This window comes from Hyalangium sp., assembly GCF_035629615.1.
GTDB lineage: Bacteria > Myxococcota > Myxococcia > Myxococcales > Myxococcaceae > Hyalangium.
The window spans coordinates 1-15,988 of the sequence record NZ_DASPHO010000228.1; the positions used below are offsets into that span (position 1 = coordinate 1).

9 protein-coding genes are annotated in these 15,988 nt (G+C 69.6%); 3 read left to right on the forward strand and 6 right to left on the reverse strand.

The genetic code is table 11. The annotated features are described in order from the left end of the window. From VD972_RS11460 to VD972_RS11470, 3 genes are all read right to left on the reverse strand, one after another. Positions 1 to 6,527, reverse strand: a 6,527-nt coding sequence (locus VD972_RS11460) for a transglutaminase domain-containing protein (RefSeq protein WP_324985246.1), incomplete at its 3' end; no start/stop codon positions are given. Positions 6,528 to 6,711: 184 nt separating this feature from the next. Then, entirely contained in the window at positions 6,712 to 7,368 is a 657-nt protein-coding gene (locus tag VD972_RS11465) for a phosphoribosylanthranilate isomerase (protein ID WP_324985248.1), read from the reverse strand. A gap of 87 nt (positions 7,369 to 7,455) precedes the next feature. Further along, positions 7,456 to 7,803 carry a hypothetical protein gene (locus VD972_RS11470; protein ID WP_324985251.1) on the reverse strand — a complete coding sequence of 116 codons (348 nt, stop codon included), beginning with the start codon at positions 7,801 to 7,803 and terminating at the stop codon, positions 7,456 to 7,458. Between the two features lie 61 nt (positions 7,804 to 7,864). Between VD972_RS11470 and VD972_RS11475 the strand changes: the two genes are divergently transcribed. Beyond that, on the forward strand, positions 7,865 to 9,169 hold the full coding sequence (locus VD972_RS11475; protein ID WP_324985254.1) for a tetratricopeptide repeat protein: 1,305 nt from the start codon (positions 7,865 to 7,867) through the stop codon (positions 9,167 to 9,169). On the opposite strand, the gene VD972_RS11480 is transcribed toward VD972_RS11475, so the two are convergent. Then, positions 9,141 to 10,472, reverse strand: coding sequence for a pitrilysin family protein (locus VD972_RS11480; protein ID WP_324985258.1), 1,332 nt, complete (start codon positions 10,470 to 10,472; stop codon positions 9,141 to 9,143). The genes VD972_RS11475 and VD972_RS11480 overlap by 29 nt on opposite strands. Beyond that, complete coding sequence (locus tag VD972_RS11485; RefSeq protein ID WP_324985261.1) at positions 10,469 to 12,010, reverse strand: sensor histidine kinase; 1,542 nt, start codon at positions 12,008 to 12,010, stop codon at positions 10,469 to 10,471. The genes VD972_RS11480 and VD972_RS11485 overlap by 4 nt, the downstream gene beginning before the upstream one ends. An 88-nt stretch (positions 12,011 to 12,098) precedes the next feature. On the opposite strand from VD972_RS11485, the gene VD972_RS11490 reads away from it, so the two are divergent. Next, the gene (locus VD972_RS11490; RefSeq protein WP_324985264.1) at positions 12,099 to 13,640 is read left to right on the forward strand and encodes a kelch repeat-containing protein; all 1,542 of its coding nucleotides are present in this window, start codon (positions 12,099 to 12,101) and stop codon (positions 13,638 to 13,640) included. A gap of 61 nt (positions 13,641 to 13,701) precedes the next feature. Here VD972_RS11490 and VD972_RS11495 read toward each other — a convergent pair whose 3' ends face one another. Then, positions 13,702 to 14,805, reverse strand: coding sequence for a cell envelope biogenesis protein TolA (locus VD972_RS11495; RefSeq protein WP_324985270.1), 1,104 nt, complete (start codon positions 14,803 to 14,805; stop codon positions 13,702 to 13,704). Between the two features lie 296 nt (positions 14,806 to 15,101). Between VD972_RS11495 and VD972_RS11500 the strand changes: the two genes are divergently transcribed. After that, positions 15,102 to 15,974 (forward strand): 2-oxo acid dehydrogenase subunit E2, encoded by an 873-nt coding sequence (locus VD972_RS11500; protein WP_324985267.1) that lies wholly within the window; start codon positions 15,102 to 15,104, stop codon positions 15,972 to 15,974. The last annotated feature ends 14 nt before the right edge of the window (positions 15,975 to 15,988 follow it).

Below are 15,988 nucleotides of genomic sequence, written 5' to 3' on the forward strand. Positions count from 1 at the left end.
TCGTACTCCTGGGACGTCTTGTGCCCGAAGGTGTCCGTCTCGTGCCGCAAGCGGCCTCGGGCGTCGTAAGTCCGTGTCGTGGTCACCGTTCGTCCGCCCTCCACGGTTGCGGTCTGCTCACGCACGTTCCCGTATGCGTCATACCCAGCCACCACCGAGCGGTTGCCGTTGCCATCCACCGTGGCCGAGCGATCGCCCGTGACAGCTCCCACGGGACAGGCTCCGCCGAACACGTTGCAGTACTCGCGGTGCGTCACGATGTCCGCGGCCAGCCGAGGCAGCCCACTCGCCAGCTCTTCACACGAGGCGTCACTCTTCGCCTGCGGGCGTGACACTCTCGTCGAGAGCCGCCGCGTCTCCAGCACGAGCCCCGTCCCCTCGGGGAGCCGAGTGCTCGGGTCCCGCCCATCCGTGTCGATTGTGTGGACGGTGATTCGGCCCTCCGCGTCCATCTGGCACACGGGTGTGCCGAAGGAGACGTCGAAGCTCCACTTCTCCACCGCCTCGTCGAGCACCGCACCGTCGGCATCTCGCACAGGCTCAGTGGGTCCTCCCTCTCCCGAGGCCGCGAGCACGGGCAGCTCGGTGCGCCGCTCCACCAGCCTGCCCCAGGTGTCGTACTTCATCCGCGTGCGCCGGCCTCGTGCGTCCTGCTCGGCTTCCCGGCGTATGTGCACGGAGTTCCACGTGGTGGACGTCCGCGCGCTCACCCCCGGCGAGAGCGGACTCTCCACGTCCACCATGCCGCCATACGGGTCCATCCGGTAGAGCGTGGGGGGCACCTCCGGCCGAGGCCCTCGCACCTCCGTCTCGAAAGTCTGCACCACCTGGCCGAACACGGGCAGCGCTCGGGGAACGAGCCGATACGTGAACTCCGTCACCCCCTCCAGCGGCTCGATGACGCGGCGCACGCGCTCCTGCTTGTCCCCGAAGCGCAGGTAGTCCGCCTCGCCCGGCAGCGACTCATTGCGCTGGTAGTACTCGTACCGCGTGGTGTTTCCGTTGGCGTCCCTCCAGCTGACAAGGTTTGCCTGCAGCTCGTCATCCGCGCTTCCTACATAGCCATAGCGCTCCTCCCGCAGCGGAGCCGTGCTGTCTCCCTCCATGCACGCACCGTCGTATCTCGCTGCGCTCTCCAGCTCCCCGAGCGTGTTGTAGAGGTAGCCGACGCACACGCCCAGCGGAGCGCCCTGCTCCTCCACCGGGAGACGCGTGGGCGCTTCCAGGTTCTCGTAGAGCTCCACCCGCGTGAGCTGAAGCCGAGGCGCCCCCGACGGGCGAGAGTATGAGAGCTGCAGGAAGCGCCGGTTCCCAGGCTCCCAGACGCGCGTCAGCTCGAAGTCCATCGTCTGGCCGCCGTACTCGAGCACCATCTCGTGCCCCGCAGGGCTGCGGATGGCCACCAGCGGATGGCGCACCCCCTCCTCGGTGGAGCGCGCGGGCCCATAGCGATACTCCGTCCCATCCTGGGCTCGGAACATCAGCTCCCGATGGGACGTCTCGCCTGACCCCACCGTCTCGCCTCGGAAGGTGCCGTGGAAGCCTCGCTGCGCCCTGCATGCCGTCTGCTCAGCACCGCACTCAAACACTTGCCCCGCGCCTTCACCTCCCACCACCACGTACCGGAAGACGTTCAGCTCCGCGTCCTGCGAGGCCAGCACATAGCCGCTGTAGCCATGGCCCCAACCCCGCCCGAGTGTGCCTCCGTCAGTGCCTCGGTTCGTGTAGCTCCGGGTGAACTGGAGCGCCGGTCGGCGACCGGGCACCTCCAGATCCACCGTCTGCCGGACCAGGTGCCCGTCCACCGTGCTCACGTCCTTTACGAACGTATGGCCCACGGGCAGTGCGCTCGTATCGCTGATGCGTGTGCGCAGCTCGAGCCTCTGGACCTGCGGCGGCTCCGTGGGCACTGACGAGCGCACGAACTCGATGCGCACCTCTTGGCCCGCGGGATCCCCCGGCGGCACATCCACCGCCAGGACTCCTGGCGAAGGCTGGTGGGGAATGGGTGTCTCTTCCGTGACCGGGCTCACTTCCAACAGCGGCCCCTGGCCCGCCGTCACATCCGCAGCTGCCAGGAGGGCCTGTCCCGAGTACACCTGCACCCTTCCGCTCTCCGAGGGGCAGAACTGCAGCGGTGCGGGGATGGGGATGGGCTTGACGGTGGCCCCAGGTGCCACCACGTCCTCTGGGTTCTCTGGTGTCGCCGCGGACTCGAAGTTGCGCACCGCGAGGATCAGCTTCGCCAGGAGGGGACGCTCGGAGACCGTGAGACCCGGCGTGCCAAAGCCGAGCACGGCCGTGAGCTCTCCGACCTTCGTCCGGTGCTGGGTGGACATCCGGAAATCGGGCGCCAGCAGCTCCAGCCGTACCCGTCCCCCTGCAGTGCCTCCGCGGATCTTGAGGGGCAGGCGGGTGATGTGATTCTCCAGCATCAGCACCGAGGCGCCGTCGACAGGGTCACGTGGGTACTCGCCCGGCGCGTCCTCGACCAGCACCTCGCCCGCGACGATGGATTCCTGCACGATGCGCGCATAGAGAGGGTAGCCCGCGGGGTTGTTGACGGTGAACCTCAACCACCCGTCTGCCACGGAGAAGCCGTTGCAGCCGTTCGCCTCGGTCGCGCTCTGGTCCGCGTGGAGTCGCTCCACGGCAAGCGTTGGCTTCCGCGAGTCGAAGTTCGCGTAGTACTTCTCGTCGCAGCAGACACTGCCCCCCTCGGGATCTACCTCCTCAATCTCCGCGCTGAACTCCGCCTGCTGCCGTCCATTCTGGACGAGGTAGCGAGGCCAGAAGACGACGTTGTCCGCCAGGTCGAGCGGGGCCATGAGGCCCGTGCCCAGCTGGTGCGGGCTCGCGGTCTCGTGGCTCAGCACAGTGTTGGTGGCGAGGTCCTTGATGGACATGTGAACCCGAGCGAACCGGAGGCCCGGTTCTTCTCCCGTCAGCCGAACCCAACCCCCCGTGCCATCGCTGTTCGCTCGCGCCAGCAGCTCCACGAAGAAGGGCGCCGGAGTGAACGAGCCCACCACTCCAGCGATGCTTGCTTGATCCGGGGCGGTGAATCGCATGGCGTACCGTCTCGCGCGCATGGCGAAGACTTGGAGCTCCGTCGACACGTTCCCCGAGCTGGCAGTGATCGTGTAGGTCCCCGACTCCAGGCCCGGGATGAAGCCGACCGAGCTCCAGCCCAGCAGGGTCGTCTTCTGATCGAGGACGGGGAACTGACGCTCCGGATCGGAGCCCAGGAACTGCACACGCCGCAGCCCGGTCCCCGTCAGGGTCTCGAAGAAGCGCGCCGTATTCGGATTGGAGGACCAGTGAATCACCTGGTTCGCCAGCACGTTGTCGTACTGGTCTGTCGCCCAGAGGCGCAGGGTGACGCCGAGTTCCAAGCCCGCATCGGTGACGAAGTTCCGCTGCTCGGGCACGAGCTTCGCCACCCCATCCGGACGTCCCACGAAGCGGAAGGGCTCATGGAGCGACACCGGGCCCATGGCTGTCATGGTGTGCGCGCTCACCACGTTGAGCCCGAGGAGCTGGTTGAACGGCTGCCCCGGCTCGAGGATGGAGAGCCGCCAGATCTGCGTGTCCGGTACCGCCTCCACTCGCGCCCGTCCCCAGCTATCCGTGAGCACTGTGAGCTGCTCAGCGGCCTCGGTGCCTGGGTGCCTGGGATCTCGGAAGCGAGGCTTGGACAGATGCGCCGTCTCGAACGTCACTGGCGCGCCTTGGATCGGGATTCCTTCCGCGGTCATCACGTAGACGGTGAGCGGCACAGCGAGGGGCTGGCCCACCGTGCCACTCTGGAAGTTCGTCGCCTCGAGCATCTCGATGTGGGCCACGCGCGAGATATCTTCCGTGGCGGTGGGCGCGTCCGGACGGCTCAGAAACTCGCTGAGCTCATCGTCCGCCCAGAGCTCGGGCGACCTGATGGTCTGCCCGCCGGAGACCCGGCCCGACAGGAAGTACCCGCCCTCCTCGGTGGCCGGATCCCGGGCGATGAAGCCCGTTCCCGTCCAGTTCTCCAGCGTGAGCGGCGTCGCGGGAATGAGCACCTGCCGGCCTCGCTCGAGCTGATCCTCGACATCGCGGAGGACCTCGGGCGTGGCTGTCAGTCCTGTCAGGGGCGCCCCGGGCAGCAGGTGGAGGACGGGAATGCCGCGCACCGCCGCCTCTTGGAGCACCGTGACACTGGCGACCGCGGGCTCACCGGTTCCCTCCGTGAGGATGCGCGCTTCCTGGAACGAGCCCTCGTGGCCGGACATCCGCAGCAGCGCCGCACCGCGCCCGGGCATCAGCTCCAGCGGCGTCATGGCGCGGAAGTCCGCGTCCACCTCCAGGCCTCGCCACGCGAGGCGCCGGCGGACTCCAAGCACCGCGTCCACTCGGAGCTGGTTCTGCACGAACACGAAGTTGGCCGTCGGCCGCACCGGGAGGACCTGCAGGAGCCGCGCGAGCTCCTCCTCCCCCTGCGTCCAGGCGTTCGCGTAGGCCGCTGCCCTTGCGTAGAGGAACTTCGGCGCAGGGCCATCGAGTTCGTTCGCGTCCTCTTCCGTGGACTCCTGGTGGCCGTTGCCGGGCGCTCCCACGCCGATGGCCACCACGTTGCCCGCCACCATCCGGTTGTCGATGCGGCGCGTGCCTCCGCCCGGCAGCAACACCTCCAGTGACCACTGGTACTCCGTCCCCAGGCCCACGCCCCGGCTCCCTGCCGCCACCTCACGCCCGTTGATGTGGAGCACCGGACGCACCTCCACCAGGGAGGCCGGTGCCGCGTAGAGCCCGCCTGAGATGTCCACGAGCCGCTTGTCCGCCTCGGTGGCCGGGACGTGTGTCAGCACCGTCCGATGGCCGGTGAGCTGATGGAGCGGGAGTGTGGTCTCGAACAGCGGGCCCGCATCGTTCCGGGCCGTGAGCCGCACTCGCTGCTGGAGGGCCTCTGGCAGGAACGCGGACTCCTCGTGGACGCTAATGACTTCGTAGGGCAGCGAGCCCGGCAGCAGCGGGAGCTCCTCGCGCCGGGGCACCACCGTCCACTGCACCTGCGAGTAGAAGATGTCCGGGTGCTGCGCGGCCAACCAGCTCTCCACTCGCCCCCGTACGAATTCCACCATCGACTGCGGCGTCGGCGCGCTCAACCAGGCCGAGGTGAGTGTGTCCGGTGTCTCCCCCAGCCCCGTGAGCGCATCCAGCAGCGGGGGCATGGCCGCTGCCTTCGCGCGCCCCGTCAGCGAGGGCTCGAGCGCCACCCACTGCCGCCCCACCTTCCCGCTGCCCACGCCGCGGTACTCCGCGAAGTCCACGTAGGCCTCCACCCAGATCCGCACCAGGCGCACTGCCGCCACCGTGCCGCCTCGCACCACCGGCTCGTAGGGAACCGCTGCCGCCGTCAGCGCCTGCAGGACGCGGTCCCGCTTCTCGGGAGAGAGCGAGAAGGCCGTGCCTGCAGCGGCAGCGGCGTCGAGCTGCGCCACCTCTTCACCCGTGAGCGTGCCCATGGAGGCACCGACCTGCGCCACCGGCAGCTCCACCGTGCCGTGGACGAAGCGGGCCGGCGTGCCCTGCGCTCGCAGCAGCGCCACCAGCAGCGCCGACAGGTCCGCGTCATTGCCGCGCCGATCCCGCAGCGTCTGCGTCGAGCCCTTGAGCGAGCCGAAGTACCAGTCCAGCCGCGTCTCGTTCTTCACGAACTCGTACGCCGCCTTCGCCGTGCCCAGCTCCTGGGCCTTCGTGGTGATCTCCTGCGAGAGCTCGACCTCTCGGCCTTCAGCGGAGTCATCCAGCGCCGGGCTCGAGCTCAAGGAGAGGTACGCCGGAGTCATCTGCCCCGTGGGCATTGCCCCGGCCTCCACGCCTCCTTGCACGTACGTCAGCTCCGCGCCGAGCACTGGCTGCTTCGGAGCGCTCCAACTCCGCAGCCGCGTCTCGAACGTGGAGAGCAACTGGGCGGCGTCCTCCTCTTGTCCCGGCACGAAGTGCCAGGACAGCCGCTCCGAGAAGGAGTCCCCGCCACCCCGCAGCGCCGCTGCCGTCCGCCGGGCCAGCGCCGCCGCCTCGGCGCTTCGCTCCTTCAGCAGGGCCCGTTCCCGCTCCAGCCGGGCGAGCAACTCCTGCCGATGAGGTGAGTGCTCAAGCCGCGCCGCCACCGCATCCAGGTAGCGCAGGGCCGCGTTCTGGCCCTGGTTCAGCGTCTCGGCGAGCTGCTCCGTCCGCGCGGCGGCGGCCCGGCAGGCGTTGAGCATCTCGTCCGAGTCCGCCCCTCCTGGCAGCAGCCGATCCCAGAAGCCTGGGGGCGCCGTGCACAGGGTACGGGCCGCGTCCAGCGCTTCCAGGGAGGCCGCAGGCGCCAGGTTCTGCTCCGAGGCCCGGTGCCGGGTACGCAAGGCCTCGAAGTGGTGCGTTCGCTCCTGGACCGCATTCAAATCCACCTGCACTCGAGGGGGCGACGGCGTGATGTCCACCTCCCGGGCGGTAGAAGGAGTGGAGGGAAGAGCAGACAGCACAACGAGCAGGACAAGGATCATGGGGTGTCCCCCACACCCCGGAAGTCAGGCGGGGCATGAGGTGGCTAGGCCCCTGTGCAAGCCCCGGACCTCCCTGATCCCAGAGCGGTCCTCCAGCGGCGAACGGCCAGGACGTCCAAGGCGGCGGAGGGGGGGCGTCCGAACCCGCGGACGGTGGAGTCCACGAATCCGGACTCCCTGGCGCTCAGGCCGCCGCGGCCGTGTCCAGCGCCCGGAAGAAACGGGCGACCTTCTCGTCATCCAGCGCCCCGTTCGTCCTCAACCCGGAGCAGATGTCCACGCCGAACGGGCCCACCCGCCGCACGGCCTCCACCACGTTCTCCGGGCGCAGGCCCCCCGCGAGGAACACCGGAATGGGGGAGAGCTCGCGGATGCGCCGGCTCGTCTCCCAGTCGTGGATTCGGCCCGTGCCCCCCAGCTCCTTCACCGCGAGCGTCGGGTTGCCGCTGTCCAACAGCAGTGCGTCCACCTCCGTGGCCACCTCCAGCGCCTCGTCCACCGAGGCCGGGCCCACCATGTGGATCACCTGCACCAGCCGCACGCCGGGCAGGGCCTGGCGCAGCGCTCGGAGGTGCTCCCGAGGCACGCTGTCCACCAATTGGAGCGTGTTCGTCCGCGTGCGCTGGTGCTGCTCCACCAGCTCCGCCACCTCGGTGGCACTCGACAGCAGGAACGTGCCCACCGGCGGAGGCACCCGAGCCGCGATCTCTGCGATGCGCGCCTCCTCGATGACGCCCGGCCCGCTCGGCATCCGCGACACCAGCCCCAGCGCCGCGGCCCCGTGACGCACCGCGATACGCGCCTCCTCCTGGGACATGATGCAGCAGACCTTCACTCTCACTCGGGCTGTCGGCTCCACGTCACCCTCGGTCGAAATCGTCTTGGGATACCGCGACACCGGCCCTGGCCCTGCTCGGGCCGCAGGCGATCAGGCGGCGGGCTCCAGCACTTCCTCCAGCGCTCCCTGCACCCCCGGCAGCTGGGAGAGCAGCTGGAACTCGGCGGCCTGGAGCATCGACACCCGGCGGCCCTGGATGCGCTCCATCTGCAGCTCGATGCGCGTCTCCCCATCCGGCCCCACCTGGCGGAAGAAGCGCGCCTGGCTGCCCTCCTTGCGGCAGGCCAGGATGTCCCGCTGCAGGCTCTTCAACCGGCGGGAGACCTTCAGCGCCAACCGCCCCTCGGGGGTGGCGAAGGTGTGGAAGTGCCGGTTCCGCGAGAGCGGCCGCGTCGGGTCATGGAGCCTCTCCACGAGGCGCCGCACGAAGGGGTCCATCGACGGGGGAGGATAACATCCGGTACCCTGCCGCTCAGCGATGCATTTGCGAATTCTTTGGTTGACTGCCTCCCTGCCTTTGCTCCTCCCGGTTGCCTGCAAGGATCCGGAGACGGCCGCCGTCCAAGCCCGCGCCGAGACCTATGAGTCCAGGCTGGCCGAGGGCCGCACCCTCATGGCCGCCAACCAGCCCGAGAGTGCCGCCAGAGCCTTCCGCTCCGCCTCCAACATGGCCCGCGAGAACGTGGAGCCCCTGCTGCTGCTGGCCGAGGCCCACCGCGCTGCCGGCAGCAAGGGCCCCGCCATCCTCGCGCTCAAGGAGGCCGAGGGCATCGCGCCTGGAGACGACCCTGCCGTCCAGAAGCAGCTGGTGGAGCTCTACCTCGGCGAAGGCCACGTGGCCGAGGCCATCACCACCCTCAAGGGCCTGCGGGACAACAAGGAGCTCAGCGATACCGAGCTGCTCGCGCTGGCCCGGCTCCAGGCGCGCTCCGGAGACCCTGAGGGCGCCTTCAAGTCCCTGGAGCCCATCCAGAGCCAGCGCCCGGACGACTCCGACGCCAAGGTCGTGGAGGCGGAGATCCTCCTCGTCAAGGGCGAGGAGCTGCTCGCCGCCAAGCTGATGGACCGGCTCATCGAGGAGAACCCTGGCCTCGTCGAGGCCCGGCTGCTGCGCGTGCGCTACTTCCTCAACAGCGGCTATCCGGAGGTGGCCGAGCAGGACATCGCGGGAGTGGTGGGCAACGACGCGAAGCGCCCCGAGGTCGTCCTCATGCGCGCGCGCATCCTCACCCGGCTGGAGAAGCATGCCGAGGCCGCCGAGGCCCTCACCGAGCTCCTCGAGGAGAGCCCCGACAATGTCGACGCGCTGGCCCAGCTCGCCGAAGCCAGGCTGAACCTCGGCAAGAACAACGAGGCGCAGGATCTGGTGGACAAGGTGCTGCGCATCAAGTCCCGCTACCCCCGAGCCCTCTTCGTCCGCGCCCGCGCCCTGGAGGCCCAGGGCGACAAGCGCGGCGCCGAGGAGAGCTACAGCTACGCCCTCTCCGCCGATCCCCACTTCGCCCCCGCGCTCTCGCGCCTGTGGCGCATCCAGCAGGAGGCCGGTGAGAAGAGCGAGGCGCAGGAGACCCTGCAGAGGCTCTACAAGCTCGGCGAGGCCTCGCTCGAGGAGAAGGTGGCGCTCGCGCAGATGTACGCGGACAGCAAGTCCAACCTCGAGCGCGGGCGGAAGATCGTCGACGAGCTGCTCCAGCGCGAGCCCGGCAACCCGAAGTACGTCGCCCTCAAGGCCGCGCTCACGCCGACTCCCACGAAGAAGAAGTCCACCGGCCCCATCATCCTGCGCGGCGGCCGCTACCGCTGAGGGCCCTGCGCGCTCCCGAGGGCAGTCCCTCCGCGGCCTCCACCACGCGCTCCAGCGCCTTGATGCCCTTGCGCTGGCCCACCGCCACCACGGTGAGGTTCTGCCGGGTGAAGTAGCGCCGCGCCACCTCGCGCACGTGCGCCGCCGTCTCCGCGTCCACCAGATCCGCGCGCCGGCTGAAGGAATCGGGCTCCCGGAACAGCTCAGTGCCACCGAACCAGCCGGCCAGCTCCCCCGGCGAGTCCTCCGAGAACTCCAGCAGCATCCGGTGCCGGCGCTGGGCCCGCTTCAGCTCCTCCTGGGAGATCTCCTCCGAGCACAGCGTGGCCAGCACCCGCAGCACCTCCTCCACCACCCGCGAGGCCTTCTCCGGCGCGCTCGCCCCCTCGATCTCGAAGATGCCCACGTCGTGGAACGAGTCCAGCCCCGCGTTGATGGAGTAGGCCAGCCCCCGCTTCTCCACGATCTCGAACGGGAGCCGCGAGGATAGCCCGTCATCCATCACCCGGCGGAGGATCTGCAGCGCCGGAAAGTCCTCGTGCTGCTCGGGCACGGCGCGGAAGTTGAGGCGGAACTCCGTCTGGGACTCGTCGTGCGCCACGAAGTGCAGCCGAGGGCCCGGAGGTGAGGGCGCCGGCGGAGCCTCGGTGGTGGCGGGGCCTCGCGGCAGGTGGGTGAAGGCGCGCTCGGCCAGCTCCAGCACCTCCGCGTGCTTCACCCGGCCGGACGCCGTCACCACCAGGTTGCCTGCCACGTAGTGCCGCGCGAAGTGCTCCCGCACCTGCGCGTGCGTGAGCGCCGACACCGACTCGCGCGTGCCCGCGATCTTCAGCGCCAGCGGGTGCTCCCCGAACAGCAGCCGCTTGGACAGGTTGTCCGCGTCGATGTCCCGGCCCTTCTCGTCCACCTCGTCCAGCATCTCCTCGAGGATGATCTGCCGCTCGACCTCCATGTCCGTGAGCCGAGGCCGCGTCAGCATGTCCCCCAGGATCTCCATCCCCACCGAGAGGTAGGCTGGGTGTAGGGGAGTGTAGTAGTAGCCGTGATCCCGGCTGGTGACGCCGTTGAGGTTGCCTCCTACTTCCTCGACGGCGGAGTTCATCTTCACCGTGTCCGGCCAGCCCTCGCTGCCGCGGAAGAAGAGGTGCTCCAGGAAGTGGCTGACGCCGTTGTTGCCAGGCGTCTCGTGACGGCTGCCCGTCCGCACGTACACGGCCAGCAGGGCGGTGTGCAGATGGGGCGTCTCGATGGTGACGACGCGCAGCCCAGAGGGCAGCACGTCCCGGTACGGTGTGAAGCTCATGCGCGAGGGAGCCTTAACACGAAGGTCGTCCCCTGGCCGGAGGAACTCTGGCAGGCCAGCGTGCCCCCGTGGGCCTGGAGTATCTGCTGGCTGACGGAGAGCCCCAGCCCGGTGCCGCCCTCCTTGGTGGAGAAGAAGGGCTCGAAGAGGCGCTCGCGCACCGCCTCCGTCATCCCCCGGCCGGTGTCCTGGACGGTGATCTCCACCTCTTTCTCCAGGCCCCGGGTGGAGAGGGTGAGACGGCCGCCCTCCGGCATGGCCTCGCGGCTGTTGCGCACGAGGTTGAGGAGGACCTGGCGCAGCTGTCCCTCGTCGGCGAGCACCGGCGGGGTGTCCGGGGCGAAGTCGCGCACCACCTCCACGCCCGCGCGCTCCAGCTCTCCGCGGGAGAAGTCCAGCACGCCGCCGAGCACCTCCATCACGTTCTCGGCCACCAGGGTGGGGTTGGGAGGGCGCGCCATGCGCAGGTACTGCTCCGTGACATCGGTGAGCCGATCCACCTCTCGTGTCACCGCGGTGAGCAGCTCCTTGGCCTCGCGCCCCTCTGGCTCCGTGCGGAAGGTGGCGCGGTCCAGCGCGTCCCCCAGCATCTCCACGTTGAGGCCGATGGAGGACAGCGGGTTGCGCACCTCGTGAGCCACCTGGGCGGAGATACGGCCCACCGCCGCCAGCTGCTCGGCCCGGGCGAGCGCCTCGGCCTGGGCCTTGAGCTGGGACTCGCGCGCCTGGAGCGAGCGGGCCATGGAGTCGAACTCGCGGGCCAGCACCGCCACCTCGTCCTCACCCTGCACGCCCAGCTGTGCGCTGTAGTCGCCCCGGCCGATGCGCGAGACACCCTCGATCAGGGTGCGCACCGGCCTCAGGGTGCGCGCCGACAGCAGGGTGGCGCCCAGCCCCACGCCGATGGCCAGCAGCGAGAGGGTGATGATGGCCAGCCCCGTGCGCCGCTCACGCTCCTCGGCGCGGTCCACGCGCTCACGGATGCGAGATTCCAGGGCGGCGCGTAGCACTCGCAGCTCCCGGCCGATGGATTCCTCCATCTGGCGCAGCTCGGCGGCCGTGGAGGCCACCTTCTCTCGATCCGGCCGCTCCGTCGCCAGCGCCGTGAAGACGGCTTCCGCCGTGCGCCCGTGGGCGGCGTACTGGGCCTCCAGCACCCTGAAGCGTGTCTCCAGCTCTCGCACGAAGGGCAGCTCGCCCTCTGGGGCATAGGTGAGGATCTCCCGCGCCGTGGCCCGCGTGGTGGCAAGCCGCTGGGACAGGAGCGGCGGGTAGTACAGGCGCGCGAGCCGGATGAGGGCGCGCCGCGTCTCCACGCTCTGCTCATCCATGAGCCGCTCGGTGTCCTTGCCCTGGTTGGTGTGGAAGGTCTCCAGGGCCGCCGCATCCTGCGAGAGCTGGAGGTAGCCCTGGCTGACGAGCCGGATCTCCTGCTGGTTGCGGTGCAGCTCCGCCACGCTGAAGAGCGACACCGCCCCGAAGGTGACGAGCACCACGGCGTAGCCCAGGAAGATGCGCGTGGCGAGCGAGAGCTTCATCAGAGGGAGTCCGGGCACCCAGGCCCCGATTGCAGCGTCATCGCTACGCTCGCGCCGCCCCGAGCGCAAGCTGATACCGTTGCGCTGAATGTGGCCTCGCCTCTTCCGTCATGCCGTCCTGGCCGCCGTCCTGGCCCTCGCTCCCGCCTGTCAGGACCCAGGGGATGCTCCCCAGGTCCAGCTCATCACCACCACGTGCGCAGGCCCTCGCCCGCTGGAGGGGGTCACCCACCTGCGCCTCCGCGTCAGCGGTGAGGGGCTGTCCACTCCCATCGAGCGCATCACACCCGTGGATCTGCGGCCCGAGGACATTCCGGTGGTCCCTCCGGGAGCCCGGCGGGTGCTCGAGGTCCGCGCCTACTCGGGGGAGCCCAGCAGCGCGGGGTCGGTGGTCTCCGTGGGCCGCTCCTTCCCGTTCACCATGCCGGAGGTGGGAGCCCCCGCCGAGCCCGTCCGCGTCACCCTGTACCGGGTGAACACCTTCGTCCCCTTGGAGAGTGCGCAGCAGCCGGGCACCTGCCTGGAGCTCACCGAGCCGCGCGCCGGGCACACGGCCACCCTCCTGGCGGACGGACGGGTGCTCCTGGCCGGTGGGTTCCGGCTCACCGAGGCGGAGGAGCTCGAGACGCTCAGCTCCATCGAGATCCTCGATCCCCGGGAGCGGACGCTCACCGCTCTGCCAACTCCAGGAGACGGTGCTGTGAGACGGGCGTTCCACACCGCGTCGTTGATGCTGGATGGGCGGGTGGCCTTGGTGGGCGGGGAGTCGCAGGAGGCCGGCGGCGTCGCCACTCCGCTGAGCACCACGGCGGTGTTCGATCCGGCGACGCAGCGGGTCCAGGAGTTCGCTCTGGCGGTGGCCCGCTCGCGCCATGCGGCGGCGATCGATATCGCAGGCCGGATCCTGCTGGTGGGTGGAGTGGGGGCCGACCGCACGTTGATCTCGGAGCCCGAGGGAGTGGAGCCCGCGGCAGGCCGGAGCTTTCCCGTGTCCACCTCCGTGCCGCGGATGGGCGCGAGCCTGATTCCCTTCCAGGACGGTCAGCGCATTGCCGTCATCGGAGGCTCGGATGGGGTCGACGTCTTCCGGGAGGTGCTGACGTTCTCCTTCTCCGGGAGCACCTTCACCCCCGCCAACACCAGCGTGCTCCTGCGCCAGGCCCGGCGGGACGCGGTCGCCACGGCCTTCGGCGACGGGCAGCGGCTGATCGTGCTGGGGGGCTACTCCACGCCCGGCGACCCGGACGACAGCGCGAGGCCCGTGTCTGCGTCGGAGCTGCTCGACCTCACGACGGAGGCCAAGACGATCTCCGCGGGGCCCTCCATCGTGGGCCGAGGGGAGCTCTGCGCGGTGCACCTCCCGGGCGGCCGGATCTTCACGGCAGGGGGCCGGAGACAGGGAGGCGAAGGGGTGCTCGCGAGCACCGGCGTCGTGGAGCTCCTCACCCCCACCGAGAACCTGACGGGGGGCGTGCTCGGGATGGCTCCGCTCGATCCAGCGCGCTACCTGCACACCTGCACTTCACTGCCGGATGGCTCGGTGCTCGTCGCCGGTGGGGTGGATGCCAGCGTCGCCGGTGCCCGGTTGGCTGGAGGGACCTACCTCTTCATGCCCGTGCCTCAGGACTGAGACACAGAGGCCCCTCGTCCCGAGTGGGAGGAGGGGCCTCAGGCGTCCGCAGGGCTCGCGCTCAGGCGCTCGGCGCGGTGGACTTGTCGGCCTCGCTCGTGGCGGCAGGAGCCTCGCTCGGAGCGGACGAAGCCTCGCTCGAGGCGGCAGGAGCCTCGGCGGCCTTCGCGGCCTCCGCCTCTGCCTGCGCTTGCGCGGCGGCACGCTGGGCCTCGGCCGACGCACGATCCCGGGCTGCCTCCTCGGTGCGCTGATCGCTGGCGGCCACCTCGTCCGGCGTCAGCTCCGTCCGATCGGCCAGCATGCCCGTCTTCTTCTCCAGGTCCTTGATGGCCCGGCGCATCAGATCGCGCTCCAGCAGCGTGCGGTTCAGGCGCTTCTCCAGCGCCTTGTACTTGTCCTTCAGCAGATCCAGCTCGCCCTTGGCGGCGTTGTAGATGCGCTGCTGCGTGTCCCGAGTGCCCTTCACCTTGCGCAGCTCGCGCTCCAGCTCCGCCGCGCGGCCGCGCTCCTTGTTGGCGGTGTGCTCCAGGCGCTCCATCTTCTCGCGGTCCGCGTCATTGAGCTCGCGGTAGCGGCGCGCTCCCTTGTCCGCAGCGGGCTCGGCGGCCGGCGTCACCTGCACCGCTGCCGTCACCACCCGCTCTCCCTCTTGCGCCGGAGCCGAGATCTGCCCTGTCGCCGGAGCGCTCGAGGCCTCGGGCTGAGCCGGTGCCGCCGCCGCCGGTGCCGGTGCTGCAGGCTGCGCCGGACCCCGACGGCCCCGCGCCCCACCGCCCTGCTCGCCGCGCAGCCGCTCGATCTCCGCGAACGCCTGGGCCAGCTCCACTCGCACCATCTCCAGCTGCACGGAGGCATGGCGCTCCGTCTCGGTGCGGGCCTTGACCAGATCGCGGTCGCCCTTCTCCCCCTCCTTCTGGTCGAACAGCTTGCGCTTGGCCTGCTTGAGCTGCTCCTTCACCTCCTGGAGCTGTGAGCGCTGCTCGTCGAGCTCCTTCTGCTTGCGATCGAGCTCGGACTCGAAGCGGGCGCGAGCCTTGGACGGGTCCTCCAGCTCTCCCTTCTTCACATTGGGAGCCGGGAGGGCATTCCGGTTCGAGCCGAAGATCAGCATGCCGAGCGTGATGGCAAGCAAGATGGATACGATGATAAGGGCGGCAACCAGCACGGGTACGACCTCCACGAGGTTCTGCAAAAAAAGCGCCGCAACCTAACGTACGGACATGGCGCGTCAATACCCGCGCGCATCTTGGGTGTCAGAACCCGTGCCCCGAGTGTCTGGCTCCCCCCCTCGCTCAGGGGGCAGATCCCCTCCTTGGAGGGGGAGCACAGAGCCGAGGGCCTCCCGTGTTGGCTGGGAGAAAGGGCTGTGACGCGGTGCTCCGAGGACGCCCAGGGCTTCCTGTGCTCGCGGAAACTGGCGATGCTGGGGACTTCGCACCGCCCCGAGGTCACCGCGTCATGCCGCATCTGGAGCTGATCCCGAAGACGGACATCTCGAGCTTTCGCAAGCTCGCCATCGGCAGCTGGCAGACCACCTACGATCCCACGGTCTACGGCACCCTGCAGGTGAGGATGGACAAGGCCCTGGCGTACATCGAGGCCTTCCGCCAGCGCACGGGCATCCGCCTCACCGTGACGCACCTGATGACCAAGGCCATGGGCGAGGCGCTGCGCCGCTGCCCGGAGGCCAATGCCCTCCTGCGCTTCAACAAGATCTACCTGCGCAAGCAGGTGACGATCTCCGCGCTGGTGGTGCAGACGGACGAGGGGAAGGTGGACCTCACCTCGGCGAAGATCGACGATGCGGATCGCAAGAGCCTGCGGGAGATCGCCCTGGAGATGGAGGAGGCGGTGCGGCGGGTGCGCGAGCGCCGCGACGTCGCCATGGAGAAGGGCAAGGGGACGATCCAGAAGATCCCCTACATGTTCCTGAACCTCTTCACGAAGCTGCTGGGCTTTCTCATGTACACGCTGAACCTGGATCTCAGCGGGATCGGCATGCCGAAGGACGCCTTCGGGTCCGTCATCATCACCAACGTGGGCTCGCTGGGGCTGGACACGGCGTACGTGCCGCTGGTGCCCTACACGCGCGTGCCCATCTTCGTGGCGCCTGGTGCGGTGAAGGAGGCCGCCGTGGTAGAGGACGGGAAGATCGTCGTGGGGAAGGTGATGAACGTGAACGCGTCCTTCGATCACCGCTTCATCGACGGGTTCCACGCGGGTGTCCTGGCCAACACGCTGCGGGAGATGCTGGAGAACCCGTTCGAGAAGTTCGACGCGCTGCCCGCGGCCCCGGAGGCTCCGGGAGAGCCCATCCAGGCCGCGGGGTAGGCAGGGGGCTACCA

Excerpts from the sequence above, each read along its gene's own strand:
- VD972_RS11470 (WP_324985251.1), bottom strand. The coding sequence starts at position 7,803 with ATGGACCCCTTCGTGCGGCGCCTCGTGGAGAGGCTCCATGACCCGACG.
- VD972_RS11485 (WP_324985261.1), bottom strand. The coding sequence starts at position 12,010 with ATGAAGCTCTCGCTCGCCACGCGCATCTTCCTGGGCTACGCCGTGGTG.
- VD972_RS11500 (WP_324985267.1), top strand. The coding sequence starts at position 15,102 with ATGCCGCATCTGGAGCTGATCCCGAAGACGGACATCTCGAGCTTTCGC.
- VD972_RS11480 (WP_324985258.1), bottom strand. The coding sequence starts at position 10,472 with ATGAGCTTCACACCGTACCGGGACGTGCTGCCCTCTGGGCTGCGCGTC.
- VD972_RS11490 (WP_324985264.1), top strand. The coding sequence starts at position 12,099 with ATGTGGCCTCGCCTCTTCCGTCATGCCGTCCTGGCCGCCGTCCTGGCC.